This window comes from Pseudoalteromonas sp. N1230-9, from assembly GCF_032716425.1.
Classification (GTDB): domain Bacteria; phylum Pseudomonadota; class Gammaproteobacteria; order Enterobacterales; family Alteromonadaceae; genus Pseudoalteromonas.
The window spans coordinates 1,626,447-1,649,621 of record NZ_CP090419.1; the positions used below are offsets into that span (position 1 = coordinate 1,626,447).

Genomic DNA, 23,175 nt, shown 5'->3' on the forward strand with positions numbered 1-23,175 from the left:
TGCTATTTACTGTGTTCTTTAGTGCACAGAGCATGGCTATGCCTGACAATCACTCACACTATGCTGCGACTAAATTGTTCCAAGTCGAGCTGACTAAAACCCCTGTTATTTCTCAAACTCATACAGTTGAACACCCTAAACCGGTAGAACCATCGGGGTTTGATACCCTTGTGCCGCGCTTAACTGCCAGTAATTCATCATTGTTTCTTTATCATAGTCAGGTTGATCCTGATTACGAGCTATTGATTGAATTCTTTGCTGAAGATTGGGGAAAAGAGCACTTTTTAGCGCCGCCAGGTGCTGTGCGTGTGATCCCATGGTTTGCGTTAGCCACTCAACGTAAATCCCGCATTAGTGGCTGGAAAGACGCCAACCTCTTGTACAAAGCCAATACAACCTACCATAGCTAAACGACTTCCTTCGTTACTTTTTATTTTTTGGAATTAAATTTTTACCGGCTGACAATGCCGGAAGGAAGTCATGTATGTCACATAAATCTAAGCCGGCGCTATGGCGTCGTCTAAAAATGAGTTATGTCGCTATGATAGCGGCGTGTATTTTATTAGCGGTTAGCGCACTACCTAACCTTTACCCTAACAAATCTTGGTTGCACATTAGCTTGCCAGATCAAACTGTGACGCTGCAAAGTGTGACAACGTCACTAAATCAACATGGTTTTGAAGTGACTGAAGCCAATGATAGCCAAGCACAACTGGCTATTTTATTAGCTGAGCCGACCCAAAGTGCTAATGCGTTGAGCTTTATAAAAACGCAATACCCACAGCTAGTGGCTAAAATTGTTGAGCATGCGACAAGTCCACAATGGCTTCAGCAGCTTGGCCTTTCACCGATTAAGTTGGGACTCGACTTAAATGGTGGGGTGTTATTTGTGCTTGATGTTGACCTAGATAAAGCAATGCAAGAGCACTTAAACAGTGTGTATCAACAAACAAAATTGACGCTTCGCAAAGACAAAATTCGTGGGATTCGGGCAAGTGAAGTAAAAGAAGGCGTTGAGCTACAAATTTTACCAAGCGGTGAGGAGCAACTGGCAGGGCTTGTCTCAACGTTACAAAGTCAATTCAAAGGCCTGATGCAAACTAAATCAACAACGAATAACCTAACCACGGTATTACTGCATTTTAATGAGCAAAGCCAAAACGAATTCAATAAACAAGTTATGGCGCAAAGCTTAACAACCCTGCGTGGTCGTATTGAAGAGCTTGGTATCACTGAAGCGGTAACACAAAGACAAGGTAAGCAGCGCATTCGCATTGAGTTACCCGGTGTGCAAGACCCATCTGAAGCAAAGCGTATTATCGGTGCAACTGCGACCCTCGATTTTTATCAAGTCGTCGAAGTAGGTGGTAAAGCGTTTAATGTGCAAGGCGGTGGCGTTGTTAATTTAAATCCGATGGTGATTTTTTCTGGTGATCACATTAATAATGCCAGTGTTGGCAAAGATGAATGGGGCAAGCCTTTAGTTCAGCTTAGCTTAGATTCGCAAGGTGGTGATGCGATGTCTGCTTTTTCGAAGCACAACATAGGTAAGCCTATGGCCACGGTGTATTCTGAATACTCACGGGATGCAAATGGCGACGTTGTGAAAAAAAGCGAAGTGATCAATGTGGCAAACATTGCCCAGCATTTAAGTTCTCGTTTTAGCATTACTAATATGAAAAGCCCGCAAGCAGCTTACGATTTAGCGCTTTTACTACGCGCAGGGTCACTCACAGCGCCAGTGACCATCGTTCAAGAACAAACCATAGGCCCAAGCTTAGGCAGTGAAAACATTGAACACGGTTTAGCAGCGTTAATGCTGGGTATCGGTATTACCCTTGCATTTATGGCGCTTTGGTATCGTCGCTTAGGGCTGATTGCCAATATTGCTTTACTGCTTAATTTAACGGCTTTAGTCGGTTTAATGTCGTTATTGCCAGGTGTTGTGCTGACCTTACCGGGGATTGCAGGACTTGTACTGACGATAGGGATGGCAGTGGATACCAATGTGATTATCTTTGAGCGAATAAAAGAAGAGAAGCGTAAAGGTCGACCTACATATCAAGCGATTGAGCAAGGTTATAACCAAGCATTTACGACTATTTTTGATGCCAATGTAACTACGATGATCACGGCAATTATTTTATACGCCATAGGTTATGGGCCGGTGAAAGGCTTTGCAATCACGTTAGCGCTTGGGCTATTAACCAGTGTCTTTACTGGCGTTTATATTTCGAAAGCGCTTAGCCAAACACTCTACATTAAACTAACCAATTTGACGGGGGCTAAAGCATGAGTTGGTCAACATTAACTGCAGCGAGTAAAGCGCGCGTTTTAGGGTTATTGCTAAGCTGTATTTTAGTCATCGCGAGCTTAACTGTTTTATCTGTAAAAGGGCTAAACTTTGGCCTTGATTTTACAGGTGGCTACATCACGGAAATTAACACAACGTCAGTCACGACAATTACTGATTTAAAGGCAAAGTTAAGCCCTGAGGTTGCGAGTAAATTAGCCATCAGTAAAGCGGGTGAATATCACTTTGTTTTAAGAGAAGCACCAGAGGCTAGCAAAGCGAGTACTTGGCAAGCAGAGCTGAGTGAGCAAGGCGTCGACTATAGCGTATTATCTAGCTCATTTTTAGGTTCACAAGTGGGTGATGAGCTTTTTGAGCAAGGTTGTTTAGCTTTATTTGCAGCGCTGATTGCAATTATGGTTTATCTTGCCGTGCGCTTTGAATGGCGACTCGCGGTAGGTTCAGTGGTTGCACTGTTACATGATTTAATCTTGGTGCTTGGTTTGTTTTCCTTGTTAGGGCTTGAATTTAATTTAACCGTGCTGGCGAGTTTACTGGCTATTATTGGTTATTCATTAAATGACTCAATTATTGTTGGCGACAGAGTCAGAGAGCTTTTACGTATTCAGCCAGACAATCAACGCATTAATACCCATGTTGTAATTAACGATGCAATTGGCTCTACCTTAACGCGTACATTGATCACCTCAGGCACAACACTTGCGACCATTGCCTGTATTTGGCTGCTTGCAGGGGCTGCATTAACGGGGTTTGCCATCGCGTTATTTGTAGGCATTGTGGTGGGAACCTTCTCATCGATTTGTATCGCTGCGACCTTGCCGCAGCTATTGGGGTTAAGTTCAGAAAATTACACCCAAACACTGGATGATAAAACCAAAGCCTATATGGAGATGCCGTAAATGAATGGTGCAGGGTTAATAGGCTTAACCCTGCACCAGCCTAAAATTGAGCTAGTTCATTAAAAAACAAACCCCAAATCATCAAGTGAGTTATAGAACTTAGGCCAAACGCAATAGTACGCCGTAATATACTATTGTTGATTACATGCTCATAGCTATGCCAATAACGAGCAATAACAAACATCCAACTTAATATCAATGAAGCGTAACTTTCTAAACCAAACATTAAAATCAATGCATTGAGAAGCATAAACAAAACAGGTTGTTGAAATTGGTTATCGTAGCTATAGCCAAGTAAAGTTACATGATGTGGAGCATTGCTAAAATCCTTATTTACAAGCTGTGCAATAGTGATTTGACGGGTTCTAACAAGCTTAAAACGGCAATAAAATGCACTGAATAACAAAATAAAGATCAGCACAATAAGTGCAGCACTTGGTAGGCTATAAATGAATGGTGTCATGGTAATCCTTCGTTATATTGTTTGCATAACAAGCAGTTTATTTTATTTAAGGAGCTTGTTAGAGTGTCTTAAAAGACAAATAAGAGTAAAAACAAGACATGATTCATGTGATGGTCTTCGTTCCAGAGAATCCGTTAGCAAGTAGTGTTACAGGCTTTTTAGACACCTTAGCTATAGCAAACCAATTTTTGGCTTATCAAGGTGTGGATGAAGCATTGTTTTTTGACTGGCAGCTTGTGTCACTGGAAGGCGGCCCACAAGTAAGTAGTCAAGGAGTGAGTTTTGAGACCCAAAAACTCAATCAAATAATAAAGCCTCTCGATTGCTTATATTTTGCTGCACAGCATTATCAAAATGATAAAAAACTGTTGGCAACACTTAATAAAAATAAGCAAAATGATTTACTTAATGAACTATGCAACTACGCCAAATATGTGGGAGCACAGTGTACAGGTGTCAGTTTGTTAGCGAGTACGGGGCAACTTGATGGCCATATTGCGACTACAAGTTGGTGGCTTAACCGATTTATGAAAGCTCACTTTCTGGAAGTCGATGTCCAAGTAAATCGGCTGTTATGTCAGTCAAGCAAGTTCATCACTAGCGCTGCTACAAACTCAAGCCTGCTGGTGGCACTGACAATTATTGAAAACATATTTAGTTATGAATTTGCTGCGCGTGTTGCTCGCTGTATGACTGTTGATTATCAACAGAACTCCCAAGGGCGCTTTATGCACTCTTCAGAAATGATTTCTCAGCCAGATAGAGTCGTCGATAAAGCCAAATTGTTAGTTACTCAGCAAAAAAATCCCGTTTTTACTGTAAAGTTATTGGCTGATGAGTGCGCTGTAACCGAAAGAACCCTTAATCGACGGTTCAAACATTCACTTGGCCTCTCACCGAAGCAATATATTAATTTAGTTCGTATTGAAAAGGCTTGTTGGTTATTAGTACATACAGATTTATCAATCATTGAAATAAGTAGTCAATTACAATTTGTAGATGAAAGCGCTCTTCGTAAAGCTTTTGTGAAGCAGCAGGGACAATCTATGAATCACTATCGTCAGTTCAGTTACAAACATCGTAAATCAGGGTAAACTGCATATTTTTCTTGCTGCTATTAAACTATGAATAAAACACACGTAATTGAACATTTACGCTTTGCGCTAGAGGCACAACTACAAAACGCCAAAGCAGCGGCAAAAGCGGCTCATGACGCTGCAACTCACGAAGAAAGTGTCGCTGAAACCCAATACGATACCTTGGGTTTAGAGGCCGCATACTTAGCGCAAGGGCAAGCTGAACGAGTTAATGAGTGCTACCGTGATATTCAAGCATTCAATACGGTGTTCAAAGAAAGCGAATTTAATAAGGTTCGTGAAGGTGCATTAGTGTGTCTTATCGATGAGCAAGATAACGCAAAGTGGTTCTTCATGGGTCCAAGTGCAGGTGGCTTAGTGGTCACCGTAAAAGAGCAGCCTATTTATGTTGTAACCCGAGAAGCGCCGTTAGGTAAGCAACTGATTGGTAAACAAATTGATGATGAAGTTGAACTTTCTATTGCTGGTAATAAACAGCTGTACACCATAGATCAGTTAATTTAGTTATTGGTATTTTTAATCAGTAAATTTCATCTTCAAGTAAAAAATATCTCGTTGGTAACAAAGCAAAAAAACCTCTATAAATCACTTCAAGCATAATGCTTATAAGCACCCATCTAGTTAAGTGAAATTTAGCCTCATGCGTTCACTTAATTGGTTGGGTGTTTTTCATTTTATCTATGGCTTAATTTAGGAAAAGTCGTGTTTAAAACCTTGATTGTGGTTGATAACAATGAGCAACGTATTGCTCAAAATTTCGAAAATGTCATTACCTTTGACACCTACTTACGTGATTACCCAAAACATAATGAGCCAAAAACTCGCATTTTAAACTTGTGTGATACAGGGCAGTATTTAAGTAAAGGTTATTATTGTTCTTTACTTGCTGAAGCAAGAAAGCATCAGGTATTACCGAGTGTAAAAACAATTAATGCACTACGCAGTGATGAGCACAGTACGCGTCATAAAGAGCTTGCTGGTGGCACAGTATTTTTTGGTCACACAGATCAAGAGCAGCAAAGCAAAGCAACTAAAGCGCTATTTTCACAATACCCAGCGCCTATTTTAGTGTGTGATGAGCAAGGGGTTGTTAAGCAAGGTACGATTGCTTCATTAAATGACACCACCTTTACGGAGTTTGTAAAACAACTCAGTAGCTTTACAGAATCCGTGTGGCGTATAAACGATAAAAAACGTCGTTACCGTTGGGATATGGCTATATTGGTTGATCACCAAGAAAAGGTGCCGCCAAGTGATAAAGATGCTATTGCTAAATTTATTAAAGCAGCTGCTAAACATGGTATTTATGCCCAAGCACTGACATTTGATGAAATTACCAGCATCGCACAGTTTGATGCGTTATTTATTCGTCAAACAACGGCCATCGACCATCCAACCTATCGTTTAGCGAGTAAAGCACAAAGCTTAGGGCTGGTAGTAATTGACGATGCAGAGTCGATACTGCGCTGTTGTAATAAAGTGTATTTGCACGATGCCTTTAATTATCAAAAAGTGCCGAGTTTAAAAACTCACGTTGTGGCTGATACAGGTGAAGAGACAATTGAAAGCTTAGAAGCACACTTTAGCTATCCGCTGGTATTAAAAATGCCAGAAGGCTCTTTCTCAAAAGGCGTCTTTAAAGTCGCTAATCGTGATGAGTTAGTTGCTAAGTTAACAGAACTGTTTGAGTTCAGTGCACTTGTGCTTGCACAAGAGTACATGTACACCGAATACGACTGGCGTGTCGGGGTGTTAAATGGCCGTGCAATTTATGCGTGTCGTTATTTAATGGCGCGTAATCACTGGCAAATTTACAACCATGATGCAAAACGTTTCTTCTCAGGTGGCTTTGAAACCTTGCCAACATTTGAGCTACCAAAAGTGGTACTTGATGCGGCATTAAAAGCCTGTAAAACGGTGGGTAAAGGTTTGTATGGTGTTGATGTTAAAGAACACCAAGGCAAGGCATACGTGTTAGAAGTGAATGACAACCCTAGTATTGACCATAAAGTCGAAGATGCTTATTTAGGTGATGAGCTTTATATGATCATTATGGATGAGTTTAAACAACGCCTTGAAGCGCGGGGCCGCGGTTAATGAACGCATCTGTTTGTCAAATCCGCTTTGCCAATGCAACGGATTTGGCGGCCCTTGTTGCCATTGAAGAGCAAAGCTTTAGCCAAGATAGATTAAGTAGTCGTAGTTTAAAGCGCTGGATCAGCGCAAGCCACGGCTTACTGATGGTGGTCGAGGTAGATAATCAACTGGTTGGTTATGGTTTAGTGTGGTGCCACAAGGGGACCCGCCTTGCTCGGTTATATTCATTGGCTGTTTTGCAATCTCAGCAAGGTAAAGGTATTGCTTCACAGCTACTGCTTGCGCTTGAAAATGAAACGGCTAAACGGGGCCGTTTATACATGCGTTTAGAAGTTGCGGTAAACAACCAATCAGCAATTCGCTTGTATGAAAAGCAGGGTTACCAGGTGTTTGGTCATTACAGTGATTATTATGACGACCATAGTGATGCACATCGAATGCAAAAAAACATTCGTCGTAATATCGAATTTAATGCCGATAAACACACGCCTTGGTATCAGCAAACAACTGAGTTTACCTGTGGCCCCGCGGCATTATTAATGGCGATGTCGTCATTAAACGAAACACCTATGAGTCAGCTAAAAGAGCTGGATATATGGCGTGAAGCAACTACTATTTTTATGACATCAGGTCATGGCGGTTGCCATCCTCTAGGGTTAGCACTTGCTGCAATGAAACGTGGTTTCAAAGCCGATGTTATTTTAAATACCCGTGATTCGTTGTTTATTGATGGCGTAAGAAGCGAAAAGAAAAAAGCGATCTTGCATACAGTACACAATCAGTTTGTAGCAGAGGCGATTACTGCAAAACTGCCGGTGCGGTATCAAGAGTTAACTTTGCTAGCTATTGAAGATTGGCTTGCTGAGGGTAAAGCGGTGGTGTTATTGATCAGCACCTATCGGTTCGATGGTAAAAAATCACCGCATTGGGTGTGTGTAACGCATATTGATGAGCATTGTTTATACGTGCATGACCCGTTTTGTGAAAATGAAAAGCAATTGGCGATTGATTGTCAGCATGTGCCGATAGCGAAAGCTGATTTTACTAAAATGGCCAGCTTTGGTTCATCAAGGTTAAGTACCGCAATGGCCTTTTCTATTTAATATAATTTTGGAAGTACAGTGACGTTTAGTAGTCTATTAGATATTGCTCCATACTCTTGGCCAGCGATTGGTAGCGCTGCATTTTGCGGTGCTATTATTGGTATGGAGCGTCAATTACGTGGTAAGCCGGTGGGTATTCGCACATCTGCATTAATTGTATTAGGGACTTATTTGTTTTTAGCAACGGCTTTTATGTTACATGGTGATGTGATTGATCACTCCCGTGTGGTTGGGCAAATAATTACCGGAATTGGCTTTTTAGGTGCAGGTGTTATGCTAGCGAAGGATGGCGCAGTGGTTGGCGTTACGTCTGCGGCGACCATTTGGGTACTGGCATCTATTGGCGTTGTCATTGCCACCGATAACTTACTCGCTGCGATAAAGCTTTCAGTGTTAGTCGTTGTTATTTTATATGGTGTTGATGTGCTTGAGGCTAAGTTTAAAAACTTAGGGCGCGGCGTGCACGCACGGGTAAAACGCTATTCAAAGCTGTACTATCGTAAAGAAAAGTGAGCAAAAGTTAGCTATTAAACAACACTAAACGGAAAATAAAATTAATGGCACCTTGTTACACAATAAAGCCTGCTAGTTTAAAAGACGTATTGCTGGTTGATTGCCAAATTCCCGAATTTGATGGCAGAAATACGCTCAATAAATTACAAGCTAGGATAGCTAATTGTGAGCACCTTATTTTAGGTGCCTATATAAATAATGAGCCTGTGGCCTACAAACTGGGTTATGCGTTACATGCAAATACCTTCTATAGCTGGCTTGGTGCAGTGGCGCCAAAATGGCGAGGGAAGGGGATTGCACAGGCATTATTGAAAGCGCAGGAAGCATGGATTAAAGAACATGATTATGATGCTATTCATGTAAAATCAATGAATCGTTTTCCTGCAATGCTGAGTATGCTTATTAAAAATGACTATCAAATAGTGGGCTATAAAGACAAAGGCACACCACAAAGTAGTAAAATTTTATTTTCCAAAACATTTCTTCCAGATAAAACTACTTAGGTAAGTTTATTAAAAAGTGTGCGCCTACTGAGCTCTCAAGCGCACATATATCACCTTGCAGTTGTTGGGTCACTATTTTCTTCGCGATACTCAGGCCAAGCCCCATACCTGATTGATTATCTTTGCCTTTGTAAAATGGGGTAAAAATAAAGTGGTGTTCGTTGCTGTTAATGCCGATGCCATTATCTATGTAATGAACTTTTAAAACTTCGTCAAAATCATAAATATTAATCTCAATGACTGGGTTATCGGTTTTACTAAATGCATGTTCAATGGAGTTTTGCAGTAAAATAAACAGGACTTGTTTGAGTAAATCAGTCGCTACTTCACATTGGCTATGTGGATCCTGATATTTCACTGTAAGTTTAATATTCTGATGTTTCATTTTTTCTTCTAAATGATCCGTTAGAGACTCAGCAAGTTCAGCTAAGGACATAATCGTTTTATTTGATTGTGGATTAGGATAAAGCAAATCCTGCAAAATGCGGATTTTGTACGCACAAGTTGATAAGTTTCGATTTAACAATTCACTGGTGTTTATTATTGTGCTTAATGTGTTTTGTAATGCGAGTTCACTTAATCTTTTTTGTAGCAGTTTAGCTTGAGTCTCTTTTACAGCCAACTCTGTTACGTCTACTGCGGTGATGCAATTACCAAGAGGGGTATTAACTTCATGAGCAATCCCTCTGATTAAGGTAGCAAGCTCTGCAAATTGCTGTTGTTCAAACGCTTGCTTTTGCTGATACAGTAACTTGAGCTGTGTTTCAAAACTTTGCTTTATTGTTTCAAGAAGCTTGATTACAGGCTCGTCATACTCATGCGGTTTGCTATCGAGAATGCAAATAGTGCCAAACGGAGTCGTATCTCCAGCACTAATTGGCAAGCCTAAATACGAAATCATATTAAGTTTGATGTCAGGGTTTTCTTTCCAGTCATCATCAATCAGTGCATTTGGAATATTAAGCAGTTTTTGGGTTTTTATTACATGTTCGCAATAAAGGCCTGAATCTTCTAATTCTTCGCTGTCACCAATCTTATAAGGATTTTCTTGATAATCATTTTTCGAAAATACGCTAATAATGTTGTTTTCGACTTTCATTACTAACGCAACAGGGACATTGGCAAACAGGGCTAAAACTTCAAGCGTTTTATTCCAACTCTGCACTAACTCATTATAATCAGGTTGATACATTTATTGGCTCAAAATAGTGAGATACAACTATTTAAAAGCTTAGTAATAATTTTTAAATCAGCAACTTGAATAAGCTGTATCGGTGTTAATTTTTTAACTTTATTTAATTCATATGGCCTATGTTTAACCAAAAAGCTTTCGTCTTACTACAGTACGATACTCACTGGGCGTTTGTGATAACACTTTTTTAAAAACCCGGGTTAAATGGCCTTGGTCATTATAACCAACTTCAAGTGCCACCTCTTGAATCGATAAATTTGATGAAGCTAGTAGCTCTTTTGCTGCTTGTACGCGTAATTGCTGCCAATACTCAACGGGCGTTTGGCTGGTGGCTTGGCGAAATCGCCGCGTGAAGGTGCGATAACTCAAGCTAAATTGCGCCGCAACCTCATGCAGTGTTAGCTCAGAGGCTAAATTGTTTTTTAACCAAAACTGGATCTGCGCGATAAGTTCATCAGGGTGTTTATCAACAGCACCTTCAAGGTAGCGTTGATCTTCATAAGGCTTACGAATTTCATGGGAAAAGTTGCGCTCAACATGTTGCGCTGCTTCTCGGCCATAATATTGGCTGATAATATGGACAATCACATCAGCAAGGGCATTTAAACTAGCAACGGTATACATGCGCTCAGATTGCGTGATGAAAAAGTCAGGTTTAAGCTGCACATTCGGGTAATCGCGCTTAAATTGCTCTGCATAATGCCAATGGGTAGTTGCAGGGTGACCGTCCAGCAACCCAGCCTCAGCAACTAAGCAGTTGCCGGTCCCCACACCAATAATATTGCTTCCTTGCTGCCAAGAATCGCTAAGCCAGTGTATTAATTGCTGTTGTTTACTCACTACCGGACGCGGGTTACGCCAAATACCAGGTACAATAATTAAGTCACTGATGGGGGCAGTGTCAGCTTCGCAGTCTGGCACAATAGCAAGACCTGTACGATTGGGGATGGCATTTAAGTTACTTGCTACCAAGTTAATGTTTAAGGGCCTAAATTCTTCTGATTGCGAATGGCTTTTAGCAAAAGCTTCGCCTGCTCTGAGCATTTCGATAGGCAGAGTTAAACTGGTTATTAGCAAGTGAGGATAAACCAATATACTAATTTCTATCGCTTTTGCTTGTTGAAGATTCGTCACTCAAATTGCTCCGACCAGTTAATTTTGGCTCATTGTGCAGGATATTTGGCTATTTAAGCACAAACTGTGCGGGTTAATCCATTTAAACTTGGCTTAATTCTCGTAACACGTTTTCTCAAGGTTAATTATGACAGCATTACCCGTTATTGTTGGTATGGGTGGTATTAATGCCGCTGGCCGCACTTCTTTTCATCAAGGTTATCGTCGTATCGTGTTAGACAGCTTGGACGCTAAAGCCCGCCAAGAAACATTTTTAGGGTTAGCGACACTCATGAATTTAGTCACGTTGACTGAAGGTGTTTTAAAAGATGCAGATGGAAACACTGTTAATGAAGCTGATATTGAAGCTCGATTCGGTGAGCAGGTTTTAGCTGGTACGCTTATTCGTAAGATTGAAAAAAATCATTTTGATGTTGACGCCACACCTTGGCAACAAAAAATGACGCTGACAGCATCAGATGAGCAACAGATTGTATTTGAAACGCGTCGTCGTGATTTACCAACGCCAGTACCTGAAAGCTGGTTAGTTGAAGACCTTAGCGATAAAAAAGTAAAAGTAACTATTAGTGCTGATATTGCCGTTAAACATGACAGCACACGTGATAACCCTATTAAAGCAGCTGGTCAGTTACCAACAGGTTTTGAACCTGCAAATATGTACAACAGTCGTTATCAACCTAGAGGCCTTCAAGCAACTATTTTTGCCGCAACAGATGCAATTCGCTCAACAGGGCTTGATTGGCAGCATGTTATGAATAGCGTTGAACCTGATCAAATTGGCACTTATTCAGCATCTGTTGTTGGACAAGTAGATGGCGAAGGGTTAGGTGGTTTAATCCGCTCACGTCAGCAGGGCGATCGTGTAAGTACTAAGCAATTAGCACTTGGCTTGAATACCATGTCGACTGACTTCATTAACGCGTATGTGACGGGTAATGTGGGTACAACGTTTACCACATCAGGTGCGTGTGCGACATTTTTATATAACTTACGTGCTGCGGTAAATGATATTCAAGCGGGTCGTACTCGTGTCGCGATTGTGGCATCGGTTGAGTGTGCAATTACACCTGAAATTGTTGAAGGTTTTGGCAATATGAGTGCGCTTGCTAATGAAGAAGGACTCAAGCGCTTAGATAATACAGAGGTGGTTGATCACCGCCGTACAAGCCGCCCATTTGGCGAGAACTGTGGTTTCACAATTGGTGAGGGAGCACAGATTGTTATTTTGATGGATGATGCCCTTGCTTTAGAACTCGGTGCAGACATTCAAGGTTCCGTTGCTGATGTATTTGTTAATGCAGATGGTATTAAAAAATCAATCACCGCCCCTGGACCTGGTAATTATATTACTATGGCTAAATCAGTCGCGCTGGCTAGTAGTATTGTTGGCCAAGAAGCAGTGCAAAAACGTAGCTTTATTTTGGCGCATGGTTCAAGTACACCCCAAAACCGAGTTACAGAATCGCTTATCTACCATAAGGTAGCAGAGACCTTTGCTATTGATAACTGGAAGGTTGCTGCGCCTAAAGCGTATGTTGGCCATACGATTGCTCCAGCTAGTGGTGATCAGTTGGCTATGGCACTGGGCGTGTTTAGCCACAACATTATGCCAGGTATTACGACAATCGATAAAGTCGCTGAGGATGTATATAGCGATCATTTAGATATCCGCACTGAGCATTACCAGTGTGATGCAATGGATGTCGCATTTATTAACTCAAAAGGGTTTGGTGGTAATAATGCGACAGCAACAGTGCTTTCACCTGCAATGACATTAAAGATGTTAGCTAAGCGTCATGGCGATGCGGCCATGGCACAATATCAAGACCGTCATACTCAAGTTGCACTAGCACAAGCTGACTATCAGCAACAAGCTGATTTAGGTCATTATGAGCTAATTTACCGTTTTGGGGATGGTTTAATCGATGAAAATGAGATTGTAATGAGTGCTGACTCAATGACAATCCCAGGTTTTGATAAATCAATTGCGTTATCAAAATCGAACCCGTATCAGGATATGTTTTAAGATCAAGACATGTTTAAGCACATTCTTGACAGCAAGGCGCTTCTATAGCGCCTTTTTTCTTATTTAAAGCGTTTTACATATCGTAAGGTTACAAAATTGATCAACGCCATCAAAAAAGCTATTTCATAGCGACTAAACGCAACGGCGATGCCAATTAAACCCATATTCCAAATACTTGCAGCAGTCGCTGTACCATAGGTTGAATTTTTATTCTTTAAAATTGCGCCACCACCAATAAAGCCTATACCGGTGATAATTCCTTCAAGTACTTTTGATTCAGCCTCTGAGCTTGTTAAAACTGACATGCCAACCAATGCATAGCCACAGGACGCCACTGCAACCAGCGGAAAAGTTCTTAAGCCAGCTCCGTTACTTGTCTTTTCTCGGTCAAAGGCCATAGGTAAGGCAAGTAAATAGGCAATACCTAGGTGAATTAAATTATCAATGACTTCATGCCAGTCTAAATTAAAGTCCATTTATCAATTCCTTAAATATACACTCTGTTTACATAGCAAGTTTAATACCTAGTTAATATTTATAGAAAAATAAGGTAACTAGGACATCTAGCCGAGTTTTAGTGGATCTTAATTGCTATAATTTTGCGAATTTTACCCAGTAGCGTGTCAAATTTTCAGACTTAGTTTATTTGCACACCGTCATGTACTTTTTAAAAGTGTTCACTATGTAGGCTATAATTTGAAACATTCAATCACCATGCTAGAAAAAACAGCGCTGGCTATTTGTATTTTTATTGCGCTCATTGCTGCGGCTCAGCCTGAACTGATGACGGAACATATACAGCCTGTGGTTCAGGACATCCTCTCTTTTCTAGGAAGTGGCTTTTTCCTGTTCGTTAACTTCTTATTATTTGCCGTTATCATTCTTTCATTTAGCCCCTTGGGCGGCCGAAAAATAGGCGGTGAGCATGCAAAAATTGAATATTCCAACTTTGGCTGGTTTGCCATGTTATTCGCAGCCGGAATGGGGTCAGGACTGGTCTTTTGGGGAGTTGCAGAGCCTGCACTGCATTTTATGAACCCTCCTTTAAAGCAAAGTCTATACCCTGATAGGTTAGCAAGTAGCCTTGCATTAACCCTTGTTAATTGGGGAGCTCATGCATGGGCCTTGTATGCCGTGTTTGGCTTAGTGCTAGGAGGGTTGACGCAATACAGTGGTAACTCTGGAGATATATGTGCACCTGTTATGAGTGCGTTTGGAAATAAACTTAGCCTACGTAAGAAGCGAGGAGTGGTCTTTACGATTAAACTAATTGCTGTTTTTGCTGTGTTCTTCGGCGTTGTTGGAACAATTGCAAACTCAACGTTACTTATTAGTAAGGGCGTTGAGATTGAACTGGGTATTACATCGCCTTTGTTGATAGGCACTGTAATCGTAAGTGTATTATTTGTTACTTATACTTTATCAGCGAAGTTAGGTCTCAGAAGAGGGGTACAATCGTTAAGTATCTTTAATGTCCTTTTAGCATTTTCATTATTGATTTGGCTGTTATTTATCGTGCCTGTTGCACCTATTATGAAGATTGCACTAGATGGAACTGGTTATTATTTACAATTACTAGCCACAGGAACATGGCAGTTTGATAGTCAATTAAACACATCCACTTGGGCAACGCACTGGACATATAACTATTATTTTTGGTGGTTAGCTTGGGGGCCATTTGTCGGTGTATTTCTAGCCAACATTAGTCAAGGCAGAAAAGTGTGGCAATTTATTTTGGCGGTTGTCGGTATTCCTACATGTGTCACGATTATTTGGTTTTCTGTATTCTCTGGCGCTGCAATTGAGTGGGACAAACTAAACCAAGCCGGTATTTTATCAGCGATTAAGCATGACTACACTCAAGGGTTGTTTGTATTTTTTAGTCAGTTAGGCTGGCAAGGAACCATTTTGATATGGAGTAGCTTGTTATTACTTTTAGTGTTTGTTGCAACCTCGGCGGACTCCGCTATTTTAGTGATAAGGCAGCTTGTTCAAAATCAGTTTAAAAATGAGAGCACACTGTATGTATGGTGTTTGGCGTTATTTATGTGCAGTTTTGCACTGCTTTTACAACAAGATGAGCCTTTAAATCGGAGTATAGCGATTTTAGGGGCTTTGCCATTTTTAGCTGTTTTTATTTTGCAATTAGCAGGGTTTTTGAAAGAGTTTGTTCGTGACTTGTGTGCATAATTCGAACATTTTTTTACAGTAAAATATAAGCAGAGCAATATACTTAATGAGTTATTATGAGTGTGAGGAAAAGGATGTCTAAACTTATTACATTAATTTTAGCCTTCGTAGTGCTTAGCGGCTGTACAGCGATCGGCTTTGTTGCAGATGGTATTGCAGGTAGAAGTAATCAAGCACAATCGGCAAGTGCTTATTCCGAGGTGAGGTCAAATCATCGCGTGAACTACGGTTTAACAATGACTATGTTAGGCTATGAAATAGATAAAGCGATTATTGGAGCGCTTGAAAAAGGAAGTAAAGATAAAAAAGTTAAACTTGAATGTCGCAAAATAAGTCGAGTTGTGAAAGAGTGTGTGGAGCTAACGGTAACACCTAAAATCCAATCTATTAAAAGGGAGAGCCGTAATAATGGTTAGTCGAATAAAATACATAGTTCTGATTGTGTTAATTTTTCAACTCACAGGTTGCACTCTTGCAGGGGTAATACTGGATGGTCAAGCTAACAACTCTCGCTCAAACAGTACTAAAAATGCGGCCGGTTCAGGTGTGTTTGTCAAAGATTCAGAGGCAAAATCTTTTGGAGAACTTGGCGAGCAAATAGATAAATCAATTATAAATTTTATTATTGATACTGCAGAGAAAAAGCCACAGTTAAAATGCAGACAAATAACAAGGACTATTAAAGAGTGTGAGAAAATTGATCCCCCACACTCATCAAATGGCAATTAAAGGTATTGCTCATGAAACACTAAGTGCTCATCGATAAAGCTACTAATAAAAAAGTAACTGTGATCATAGCCTGCGTGCATGTTTATCTCAGCGGGGTAATCTCTTTCATTCACTACTGCAAATAAGTTTTCTGTTTTAAGCTGCTCTGTTAAAAAGTTATCAGCTTCGCCTTGATCAACGCGTATTGGCAGGTAATTATCAGCTTCTGCCTGCTTCATTAGTTCACACGTATCGTATTTAAGCCAACTGCTTTTGTTACTACCTAAATAGTTAGTAAACGCCTTTTCACCCCATGGGCAGTTAACAGGGTTTACGATTGGGCTAAAGGCACTGGCACTTACATATTGCTCAGGGTTTCTAAGGGCAATCATCAATGCGCCGTGACCACCCATTGAGTGACCTGCAATGGCTTTTTTATCACTGACGGGGAAGTGTGCCTCAATAAGTGCCGGTAACTCAGAAACAACATAATCGTACATATTATAATGCACGTTATAAGGGGCCTCCGTAGCGTTCACATAAAAACCTGCACCTTGGCCAAAGTCGTAGTTTTCATCATCAGGCACATTATCACCACGAGGGCTCGTGTCTGGTGCAACGATTGCAATACCTAGCTCAGCCGCTTTTTTGAAGGCACCTGCTTTTTGCATAAAGTTTTCATCAGTACAGGTTAAACCTGATAACCAATACATGACGGGTACTTTGTTTGTTTCACTGGCACCAGGCGGTAAAAATATTGCAAAACGCATAGCACAATGGGTACTGCTTGCTTGGTGTGTGTATTGTTTATGCCAGCCACCGCTGACTTTTGTTGAGCTTATGTTTTCTAGCATAACCACATCCTTGAAACGAAGACGCTTGGGGTTAGCCAAGCGTCAGGTTTATAGATTAATAATGAATGACTGAGCGGATGCTCTTACCTTCGTGCATTAAGTCAAAGGCTTCATTGATATCTTCAAGTTTCATGGTGTGAGTGATGAAGTCGTTTAACGCAAACTCACCATTCATATAACGCTCAACAATTTCAGGTAACTCAGAACGACCTTTAACACCACCAAATGCACTACCACGCCATACACGGCCTGTTACAAGTTGGAATGGACGCGTTGAGATTTCTTGGCCAGCACCAGCTACACCAATGATGACTGATTCGCCCCAGCCTTTGTGACAACATTCAAGTGCAGAACGCATAACATCAACGTTACCAATACACTCAAATGAGAAATCAACACCACCGTCAGTCATTTCAACAATGACTTCTTGAATTGGTTTGTCGAAATCTTTCGGGTTTACTAGGTCTGTTGCCCCCAGTTTTGTTGCTAAATCAAATTTGCTAGTATTGATATCGATACCAATAATACGGCTTGCGCCTGCCATTTTCGCACCAATAATCGCTGATAAACCAATACCACCTAGGCCAAAAATAGCCACAGTGTCGCCTTTTTGTACTTTAGCTGTTTTCGTTACAGCACCCATGCCTGTGGTAACACCACAGCCAAGTAAACAAATCTCTTCAAGTGGCGCTTCTTTGCTCACTTTAGCAAGTGAAATCTCAGGCAATACTGTGTACTCAGAGAAGGTAGAGCAACCCATATAATGATAAATCGGTTGACCATCTTTATAGAAACGAGTGGTGCCATCTGGCATTAAACCTTTTCCTTGCGTTTCACGCACTGCAGAGCATAGGTTGGTTTTACCTGATTTACACATCTTACATTCACCACACTCGGCAGTGTAAAGAGGAATTACGTGATCGCCTACTTCTACATGTGTCACACCTTCACCCACAGCTTCAACAATACCACCACCTTCATGGCCAAGGATTGCTGGGAAAATTCCTTCAGGGTCTTCACCAGATAAAGTAAATGCATCTGTGTGGCAAACACCAGTAGCAACAATCTTTACAAGCACTTCGCCTTTCTTTGGCATCATTACATCCACTTCTTCGATTGATAGTGGTTGATTTGGACCCCAAGCGATAGCCGCTTTTGATTTAATAAAATCAGTCATAACGTTCCCTTATAGTTGTTGGAAGTAAGTAATAAACCTAGTCTATTTTATTTATTTCTCAATGAATGATAATCTCAGTTTTATTAAAACACTTTTACAGTATGGTAATAATGAATCGTTGGCATGGAATCGATGAGTTTTTAGCAGTAGCAGAAACTGGCAGTTTTACTAGGGCTGGTAAAATGCTTGGTATGTCGGTGGCGCATGTGAGTCGGTATGTCAGTCAATTAGAGGAGCGTTTAAATACACAACTGTTGACCAGAACAACCCGCAAAGTTGTGCTAACCAAAGAAGGTGAAATATTTGCTCATCAAACAAAACAACTTCAGCATGCAATGGATGATGCAACGGCACTGCTTGCAGAGCAGCAATTGACACCTAAAGGCACTATAAAGCTGACTGCTCCAGTAATGTATGGAGAAAGTTATATTATGCCAGCGGTGCATTCGTTTATGCAAAAGCACCCTGATATTGAAGTGATCAGCCATTTAAGTAATGAGCAAGTGAATCTACTCGAAGAAGGGTATGATTTGGCAATACGACTAGGGCATTTAAAAGATTCTTCTTTAAAAGCAAGACGCATTAGTCAGCGCAGGCTAGTAATTTGCTGTAGCCCTGAATATATAAACAACTATGGGCAACCACACAGTGTGAGTGAGTTACACCATCATCATTGCTTAATTGGTAATAACAGCTATTGGCGGGTAAAAGAACAAAACCAAGATAAACACATAAAAGTAGCAGGGCGCTTACAATGTAACAGTGGTTGGGCATTGGTAGATGCTGCAATTAAAGGGTTAGGTATTGTGCAACTACCAGACTATTATGTAAATGAGCACTTAAATACGGGGAATCTCGTTGCTGTGTTATCGAATGTTGCGCCTGCACCTGAAGGCGTATGGGGGGTGTATCCACCAAGACAGTTTATTGCAACGAATGTAAAAGCATTACTTGATCATCTTGTTGAGAGTGTTCAAGTATCGGATTTATAATTATTTTTTACAATTTCTCGCATCCCATCATGGCTAAATATATGCTAACATGAGCGCATATTTAGCCCTTGGATTACCCATAAATTATTATGTTTCAACCTGTTAGCCTTTTTATAGGGCTGAGATATAGTCGCTCTTCAAAGGGTAATGCCTTTATCTCATTTATTTCATTTTTTTCTATTGCAGGCATCGCTATTGGCCTGATGGCTCTTTTTACGGTTAGCTCGGTTATGAATGGTTTCGAGAATAATCTAAAAACCAATATGCTAGGGCTAATTCCTCATATTGAAGTAGAAGGGGATTCCCATTCAAAAGAGGCAATGGCGACGCTTAAAACTCAGCTTACAAACTCTCAAGATGTAAAACAAGTCAACCTATACCGTCATGGTGAAGCCATTTTACAAACAAATAAAGACTTACATGGTGTGTTGTTACAAGGGCTTTATGATGATGGAAACTCACTTTATCAGATTAAAGATAAAATTGTTGTGGGTGATTGGTCATTGGTGATGGATAAACAGTACCATATTGCCATAAGTCGTTATTTAAGTCGCAAGCTGGGTATCTCTATCGGTGATAAAGTACGGGTTATTATGCCAAATGCAAGCGCGTATACCCCCTTGGGTAGGGTGCCGAGTCAACGCTTATTTACGGTCGCAGCTTTATATGAAACGCAATCTGAAATAGATACCTCTTTAGCCTTCACCAGTGGTTACTCATTACAGCGAGTTTTAAAAATAGCATCATCAGCAGCACCTAATTTAAGTGTATCCTTGTATGAGCCTTTTGCTGTTGAGGGTGTTTTACAATCACACAGTCAGATGTTAGCTGGGTTTAAGTATTCAGATTGGCGAGACACGCAAGGAACCCTTTTTGCCGCTGTAGCAATGGAGAAAAGGATCATGTCAATGCTATTGGGACTGATTGTTTTAGTTGCTGTATTTAATATTGTCTCAGCGTTGACCATGATGGTGAGCGAAAAGCAAAGTGAAGTAGCAATTTTGCAAACGCTGGGTTTAACGCCCAAGCAAGTACAACATGTATTTATGATACAAGGCTTGTATAACGGTCTTATCGGTACCAGTATCGGTGCTTTACTTGGGGTATTGTTAAGTAGCAATATCAATGAATTATTGAATATGTTAGGCATCAATTTATTAGCAGGTGTGAGCTTACCCGTTAAATTTGATGTTATGAGTTTGAGCCTAATTGCCGCAGGGAGTATTGCGATGAGCTTTTTAGCCACTTTGTATCCTGCCCGAAAAGCTGCAAAAGTGAATCCAGCAGAGGTATTACGTTATGAGTGATCTAGTCATCAATTGTCAGCAGCTGAACAAAGTTTATCAAGATGGCGATAACCAAGTTGAAGTATTAAAAGGGGTTGAACTAGCGCTTAAACAGGGTGAAATGTTGGCCATCGTTGGCAGCTCAGGATCGGGTAAAAGTACTTTATTGCACATTTTAGGAACCCTCGATAATGCAACAAACGGCAAAGTCGAAATTAAAGGTAAGCAAGTAGGAAAGCTAAACCGCAAACAACAAGCTAACTTTCGCAACGAAAATCTTGGTTTTATTTACCAATTCCATCATTTGTTAATGGAATTCACTGCGATTGAAAATGTTGCTATGCCATTGCTTATAAAAGGCTTAAGTGCAATTGAAGCGAACGAAAAAGCATTAATGATGCTTGATAAAGTAGGTCTTTCTCATCGCAGTGAACATAAACCTTCAGCGTTATCAGGCGGTGAGCGTCAACGTGTTGCCATTGCAAGGGCCTTAGTTACTGAGCCTGCGTTAGTACTTGCAGACGAACCAACCGGTAATTTAGACAAACAGAATGCAATAAAAATTTATGACTTAATTAAAGAATTAAATAGCAGTCTCAAAACAAGCTTTGTTGTGGTCACGCACGATTTAGAGCTTGCAGATAAGCTGGGAAAAATTGCTTATTTAGATGATGGTAAGCTTGCAATTAAAGAGTCTCAAGATGTTGCTTAGTGCCTTTATTTCAAAACGTTTTCGCGCACACAGTGGTCATAAAGATGGTCAAAATGGTTTTGTGAGTTTTATAGCAAAGGCTTCGACCATAGGTATTCTATTAGGTGTTGCTGTTCTTATTGTTGCGCTATCGGTCATTAATGGCTTTGAGCAGCAATTGGTGCACAGATTATTGTCTGTTGTGCCACAAGTTGAATATGTAGCCCCTAATAAACCGATCAATGATTGGCAAAATAAAGTCAAATTACTAGGTGAGCAAAATGGCGTTGCTGGCGCAGCGCCTTTTATCAGTGTAAGTGGTATGGCACAGTTTAAAAATGAACTGAAAGCGGTTGAGGTACGCGGAGTTGAAGCCGATTTAGAGAACCAAGTTTCTGCGCTTAATCAGTTTACTCAGGGCCGTTTAGTAAGCCAACTACAGCAAGAAGATGTCATCTTAGGTCAACAAATCGTCAATAAGCTTGGTCTAGAAATTGGCGACCCCGTTACGTTATTGATCCCACAGATTAATCAACAAACGAGTAAGTTACTCTCACCAAAGCGGGTGAGTTTAAAGCTTGTGGGTATTGTTAATATGGGCGGGCCTATAGATGAAACAGCTGCGTATATAAGATTAGATAAAGCACAAGCTGTGCTGGGTTTTACTAAAAACCAAGTAACAGGGCTTAGGTTAAAAGTGGATGATGTTTTTGCTGCACATCAAACGGCGATGCGGGTCGGGCAAGTTATCCCCGACTATGTGTATGTGTCTAGTTGGTTTAGAACACAAGGCAGTTTGTATCAGGATATTCAAATGGTTCGCACGATTGTTTATATCGTGGTGTTTTTAATTATTGCTGTTGCCAGCTTTAATATTGTTTCATCCTTGGTGATGGAAGTACGCGAGAAACAGGCAAACATTGCTATCTTAAAAACCATGGGTGCACAAGATAGTACAATCTTGGCAACTTTTGTTATGCAAGGCTTTACTCAAGCCCTAATTGGTGTGCTGTTAGGTACTATTATTGGTGTTATGGTGGCACTTAATATAAGTGAGCTGTTTACTTGGTTAAGCAACCTAGCTGGTGATAACCCGTTACAAGGTGTTTATTTTGTTGAGTTTCTACCGAGTAAGTTAGTTTGGCAAGATATTGTTGTTACAGTTTTTGTTACTTTTATTTTGGCTATACTAGCAACACTTTATCCAGCATGGCAGGCAACAAGAATTGACCCTGCAAAGGTGTTAGGTAACTAAAAGTGTGAATCAAGCTTAAATGCTCGCAAACACTTGCACCCTAGTATATTAAGCCTTAAAGTGTCCTAAATGTAGTAAAAGAGTAACCAATATGGAACAAAAACAAGCTAAGCCACTGACAGAAGAAGAGCAAGCACAAGCACACAAACAAAGTATTATGTGGCAACGAGAATGTTTCCAGAACGCGCAAAAGCATTTAGCTGAAAAAGGTGTGATCCCGCAAACAGTCATTGAAAAAGAAAGCCGCTTTATTGCGCCACTAGTTGCTGTTTGGAAATTCAAAGCTCAAAATGGTAAAAGCTACTGGGTGGTGACGGGCCGTTTACCGACGGACCACGCCGAAGCGAGCGCAGCGAAAGATGCACGTGAAGCTTTACGCTTCTTTTCGATGCAATGGCAGCTTAAAGCAGACCAACTTATGCAATCAGGTGCAGTCGATAAAACAAAAGTTGATTTTGCGAACCTGTTGATAAATCGTGCACACGGTTTGTATGAGTTATTTGAAAAAGATGATATGTGGCAAAACGAGCCTGCATAATCTGAGTTTACTGTAAAAAGCTGAATAGAACTATTCAGCTTTTTATTTTCGGCCCTAAACCACCTACTTCAGTAGGTGGTTATCATCATTTAGGCTTTGCCTGAAAAAATACTCATGTTAATTCCTTACTTGATTTTTAGCGA

The 23,175-nt window shown here is 40.6% G+C and carries 24 protein-coding genes; 18 read left to right on the top strand and 6 right to left on the bottom strand.

What is annotated here, in order from left to right; all coding sequences use genetic code 11:
* Positions 1–38 precede the first annotated feature (38 nt).
* The 3 genes from LY624_RS07630 (at position 39) to secF (ending at position 3,213) form a co-directional block, all read left to right on the top strand.
* Positions 39–410 carry a hypothetical protein gene (locus tag LY624_RS07630; RefSeq protein ID WP_135924907.1) on the top strand — a complete coding sequence of 124 codons (372 nt, stop codon included), beginning with the start codon at positions 39–41 and terminating at the stop codon, positions 408–410.
* Positions 411–484: 74 nt separating this feature from the next.
* Complete coding sequence (gene secD / locus LY624_RS07635) at positions 485–2,296, top strand: protein translocase subunit SecD (protein ID WP_341804232.1); 1,812 nt, start codon at positions 485–487, stop codon at positions 2,294–2,296.
* The gene (secF, locus tag LY624_RS07640) at positions 2,293–3,213 is read left to right on the top strand and encodes a protein translocase subunit SecF (RefSeq protein ID WP_341804233.1); all 921 of its coding nucleotides are present in this window, start codon (positions 2,293–2,295) and stop codon (positions 3,211–3,213) included. Before secD ends, secF begins: the two co-directional genes overlap by 4 nt.
* A 40-nt stretch (positions 3,214–3,253) precedes the next feature.
* Here secF and LY624_RS07645 read toward each other — a convergent pair whose 3' ends face one another.
* Positions 3,254–3,676, bottom strand: a complete 423-nt coding sequence (locus LY624_RS07645) for an MAPEG family protein (protein ID WP_341804234.1) — start codon at positions 3,674–3,676, stop codon at positions 3,254–3,256.
* A 98-nt stretch (positions 3,677–3,774) separates the two neighbouring features.
* On the opposite strand from LY624_RS07645, the gene LY624_RS07650 reads away from it, so the two are divergent.
* The 6 genes from LY624_RS07650 (at position 3,775) to LY624_RS07675 (ending at position 8,989) form a co-directional block, all read left to right on the top strand.
* Positions 3,775–4,770, top strand: coding sequence for a GlxA family transcriptional regulator (locus LY624_RS07650; protein ID WP_341804235.1), 996 nt, complete (start codon positions 3,775–3,777; stop codon positions 4,768–4,770).
* Positions 4,771–4,800: 30 nt separating this feature from the next.
* Positions 4,801–5,277 (top strand): transcription elongation factor GreAB, encoded by a 477-nt coding sequence (locus LY624_RS07655; RefSeq protein ID WP_341804236.1) that lies wholly within the window; start codon positions 4,801–4,803, stop codon positions 5,275–5,277.
* A gap of 198 nt (positions 5,278–5,475) precedes the next feature.
* Positions 5,476–6,870 carry a RimK family protein gene (locus LY624_RS07660; RefSeq protein ID WP_341804237.1) on the top strand — a complete coding sequence of 465 codons (1,395 nt, stop codon included), beginning with the start codon at positions 5,476–5,478 and terminating at the stop codon, positions 6,868–6,870.
* Positions 6,870–7,973: a GNAT family N-acetyltransferase/peptidase C39 family protein gene (locus tag LY624_RS07665; RefSeq protein WP_341804238.1), complete on the top strand. Its 1,104-nt coding sequence runs from the start codon at positions 6,870–6,872 to the stop codon at positions 7,971–7,973. Before LY624_RS07660 ends, LY624_RS07665 begins: the two co-directional genes overlap by 1 nt.
* Before the next feature lie 18 nt (positions 7,974–7,991).
* A complete protein-coding gene (locus LY624_RS07670; protein ID WP_130149754.1) occupies positions 7,992–8,486 on the top strand; it encodes an MgtC/SapB family protein in 495 nt (164 codons plus the stop codon).
* Positions 8,487–8,530: 44 nt separating this feature from the next.
* Positions 8,531–8,989, top strand: coding sequence for a GNAT family N-acetyltransferase (locus tag LY624_RS07675; RefSeq protein ID WP_341804239.1), 459 nt, complete (start codon positions 8,531–8,533; stop codon positions 8,987–8,989).
* Here the strand turns inward: LY624_RS07675 and LY624_RS07680 are convergent.
* The gene (locus LY624_RS07680; protein ID WP_237118649.1) at positions 8,982–10,181 is read right to left on the bottom strand and encodes a GAF domain-containing sensor histidine kinase; all 1,200 of its coding nucleotides are present in this window, start codon (positions 10,179–10,181) and stop codon (positions 8,982–8,984) included. The genes LY624_RS07675 and LY624_RS07680 overlap by 8 nt on opposite strands.
* Before the next feature lie 123 nt (positions 10,182–10,304).
* Positions 10,305–11,315, bottom strand: a complete 1,011-nt coding sequence (locus LY624_RS07685; protein ID WP_341804240.1) for a GlxA family transcriptional regulator — start codon at positions 11,313–11,315, stop codon at positions 10,305–10,307.
* A 127-nt stretch (positions 11,316–11,442) separates the two neighbouring features.
* Here LY624_RS07685 and LY624_RS07690 point away from each other — a divergent pair, with 127 nt between their 5' ends.
* Positions 11,443–13,341 carry a beta-ketoacyl synthase gene (locus LY624_RS07690; RefSeq protein ID WP_341804241.1) on the top strand — a complete coding sequence of 633 codons (1,899 nt, stop codon included), beginning with the start codon at positions 11,443–11,445 and terminating at the stop codon, positions 13,339–13,341.
* A gap of 59 nt (positions 13,342–13,400) precedes the next feature.
* Here the strand turns inward: LY624_RS07690 and LY624_RS07695 are convergent, their stop codons facing one another.
* The gene (locus tag LY624_RS07695) at positions 13,401–13,817 is read right to left on the bottom strand and encodes an MgtC/SapB family protein (protein WP_130149759.1); all 417 of its coding nucleotides are present in this window, start codon (positions 13,815–13,817) and stop codon (positions 13,401–13,403) included.
* Positions 13,818–14,037: 220 nt separating this feature from the next.
* Between LY624_RS07695 and LY624_RS07700 the strand changes: the two genes are divergently transcribed.
* The 3 genes from LY624_RS07700 (at position 14,038) to LY624_RS07710 (ending at position 16,260) form a co-directional block, all read left to right on the top strand.
* Positions 14,038–15,531 (top strand): BCCT family transporter, encoded by a 1,494-nt coding sequence (locus tag LY624_RS07700; protein WP_341804242.1) that lies wholly within the window; start codon positions 14,038–14,040, stop codon positions 15,529–15,531.
* Positions 15,532–15,605: 74 nt separating this feature from the next.
* Entirely contained in the window at positions 15,606–15,947 is a 342-nt protein-coding gene (locus tag LY624_RS07705; protein ID WP_193988746.1) for a hypothetical protein, read from the top strand.
* On the top strand, positions 15,940–16,260 hold the full coding sequence (locus LY624_RS07710; RefSeq protein ID WP_341804243.1) for a hypothetical protein: 321 nt from the start codon (positions 15,940–15,942) through the stop codon (positions 16,258–16,260). Before LY624_RS07705 ends, LY624_RS07710 begins: the two co-directional genes overlap by 8 nt.
* Here the strand turns inward: LY624_RS07710 and fghA are convergent.
* Together fghA and LY624_RS07720 are read right to left on the bottom strand one after the other, a co-directional pair.
* On the bottom strand, positions 16,257–17,093 hold the full coding sequence (gene fghA / locus LY624_RS07715; RefSeq protein ID WP_341804244.1) for an S-formylglutathione hydrolase: 837 nt from the start codon (positions 17,091–17,093) through the stop codon (positions 16,257–16,259). The two genes, LY624_RS07710 and fghA, sit on opposite strands and share 4 nt — an antisense overlap.
* 55 nt (positions 17,094–17,148) lie before the next feature.
* Entirely contained in the window at positions 17,149–18,270 is a 1,122-nt protein-coding gene (locus LY624_RS07720; RefSeq protein WP_062568960.1) for an S-(hydroxymethyl)glutathione dehydrogenase/class III alcohol dehydrogenase, read from the bottom strand.
* Between the two features lie 110 nt (positions 18,271–18,380).
* On the opposite strand from LY624_RS07720, the gene LY624_RS07725 reads away from it, so the two are divergent.
* From LY624_RS07725 to LY624_RS07745, 5 genes are all read left to right on the top strand, one after another.
* Complete coding sequence (locus LY624_RS07725) at positions 18,381–19,262, top strand: LysR family transcriptional regulator (protein ID WP_341804245.1); 882 nt, start codon at positions 18,381–18,383, stop codon at positions 19,260–19,262.
* A gap of 89 nt (positions 19,263–19,351) precedes the next feature.
* Positions 19,352–20,569 carry a lipoprotein-releasing ABC transporter permease subunit gene (locus LY624_RS07730; protein ID WP_341804246.1) on the top strand — a complete coding sequence of 406 codons (1,218 nt, stop codon included), beginning with the start codon at positions 19,352–19,354 and terminating at the stop codon, positions 20,567–20,569.
* Positions 20,562–21,260: a lipoprotein-releasing ABC transporter ATP-binding protein LolD gene (gene lolD / locus LY624_RS07735; protein ID WP_341804247.1), complete on the top strand. Its 699-nt coding sequence runs from the start codon at positions 20,562–20,564 to the stop codon at positions 21,258–21,260. The genes LY624_RS07730 and lolD overlap by 8 nt, the downstream gene beginning before the upstream one ends.
* Complete coding sequence (locus tag LY624_RS07740; RefSeq protein ID WP_130149766.1) at positions 21,250–22,494, top strand: lipoprotein-releasing ABC transporter permease subunit; 1,245 nt, start codon at positions 21,250–21,252, stop codon at positions 22,492–22,494. Before lolD ends, LY624_RS07740 begins: the two co-directional genes overlap by 11 nt.
* Positions 22,495–22,585: 91 nt before the next feature.
* Positions 22,586–23,032: a DUF4826 family protein gene (locus tag LY624_RS07745; protein WP_062568965.1), complete on the top strand. Its 447-nt coding sequence runs from the start codon at positions 22,586–22,588 to the stop codon at positions 23,030–23,032.
* Positions 23,033–23,175 lie beyond the last annotated feature (143 nt).

Excerpts from the sequence above, each read along its gene's own strand:
- LY624_RS07705 (WP_193988746.1), top strand. The coding sequence starts at position 15,606 with ATGTCTAAACTTATTACATTAATTTTAGCCTTCGTAGTGCTTAGCGGC.
- LY624_RS07710 (WP_341804243.1), top strand. The coding sequence starts at position 15,940 with ATGGTTAGTCGAATAAAATACATAGTTCTGATTGTGTTAATTTTTCAA.
- LY624_RS07695 (WP_130149759.1), bottom strand. The coding sequence starts at position 13,817 with ATGGACTTTAATTTAGACTGGCATGAAGTCATTGATAATTTAATTCAC.
- LY624_RS07720 (WP_062568960.1), bottom strand. The coding sequence starts at position 18,270 with ATGACTGATTTTATTAAATCAAAAGCGGCTATCGCTTGGGGTCCAAAT.
- LY624_RS07740 (WP_130149766.1), top strand. The coding sequence starts at position 21,250 with ATGTTGCTTAGTGCCTTTATTTCAAAACGTTTTCGCGCACACAGTGGT.
- LY624_RS07645 (WP_341804234.1), bottom strand. The coding sequence starts at position 3,676 with ATGACACCATTCATTTATAGCCTACCAAGTGCTGCACTTATTGTGCTG.
- fghA (WP_341804244.1), bottom strand. The coding sequence starts at position 17,093 with ATGCTAGAAAACATAAGCTCAACAAAAGTCAGCGGTGGCTGGCATAAA.
- LY624_RS07725 (WP_341804245.1), top strand. The coding sequence starts at position 18,381 with ATGAATCGTTGGCATGGAATCGATGAGTTTTTAGCAGTAGCAGAAACT.
- LY624_RS07650 (WP_341804235.1), top strand. The coding sequence starts at position 3,775 with ATGATTCATGTGATGGTCTTCGTTCCAGAGAATCCGTTAGCAAGTAGT.
- LY624_RS07690 (WP_341804241.1), top strand. The coding sequence starts at position 11,443 with ATGACAGCATTACCCGTTATTGTTGGTATGGGTGGTATTAATGCCGCT.
- secD (WP_341804232.1), top strand. The coding sequence starts at position 485 with ATGTCACATAAATCTAAGCCGGCGCTATGGCGTCGTCTAAAAATGAGT.
- LY624_RS07630 (WP_135924907.1), top strand. The coding sequence starts at position 39 with ATGCCTGACAATCACTCACACTATGCTGCGACTAAATTGTTCCAAGTC.
- LY624_RS07655 (WP_341804236.1), top strand. The coding sequence starts at position 4,801 with ATGAATAAAACACACGTAATTGAACATTTACGCTTTGCGCTAGAGGCA.
- LY624_RS07730 (WP_341804246.1), top strand. The coding sequence starts at position 19,352 with ATGTTTCAACCTGTTAGCCTTTTTATAGGGCTGAGATATAGTCGCTCT.
- LY624_RS07680 (WP_237118649.1), bottom strand. The coding sequence starts at position 10,181 with ATGTATCAACCTGATTATAATGAGTTAGTGCAGAGTTGGAATAAAACG.
- lolD (WP_341804247.1), top strand. The coding sequence starts at position 20,562 with ATGAGTGATCTAGTCATCAATTGTCAGCAGCTGAACAAAGTTTATCAA.
- secF (WP_341804233.1), top strand. The coding sequence starts at position 2,293 with ATGAGTTGGTCAACATTAACTGCAGCGAGTAAAGCGCGCGTTTTAGGG.
- LY624_RS07745 (WP_062568965.1), top strand. The coding sequence starts at position 22,586 with ATGGAACAAAAACAAGCTAAGCCACTGACAGAAGAAGAGCAAGCACAA.
- LY624_RS07665 (WP_341804238.1), top strand. The coding sequence starts at position 6,870 with ATGAACGCATCTGTTTGTCAAATCCGCTTTGCCAATGCAACGGATTTG.
- LY624_RS07675 (WP_341804239.1), top strand. The coding sequence starts at position 8,531 with ATGGCACCTTGTTACACAATAAAGCCTGCTAGTTTAAAAGACGTATTG.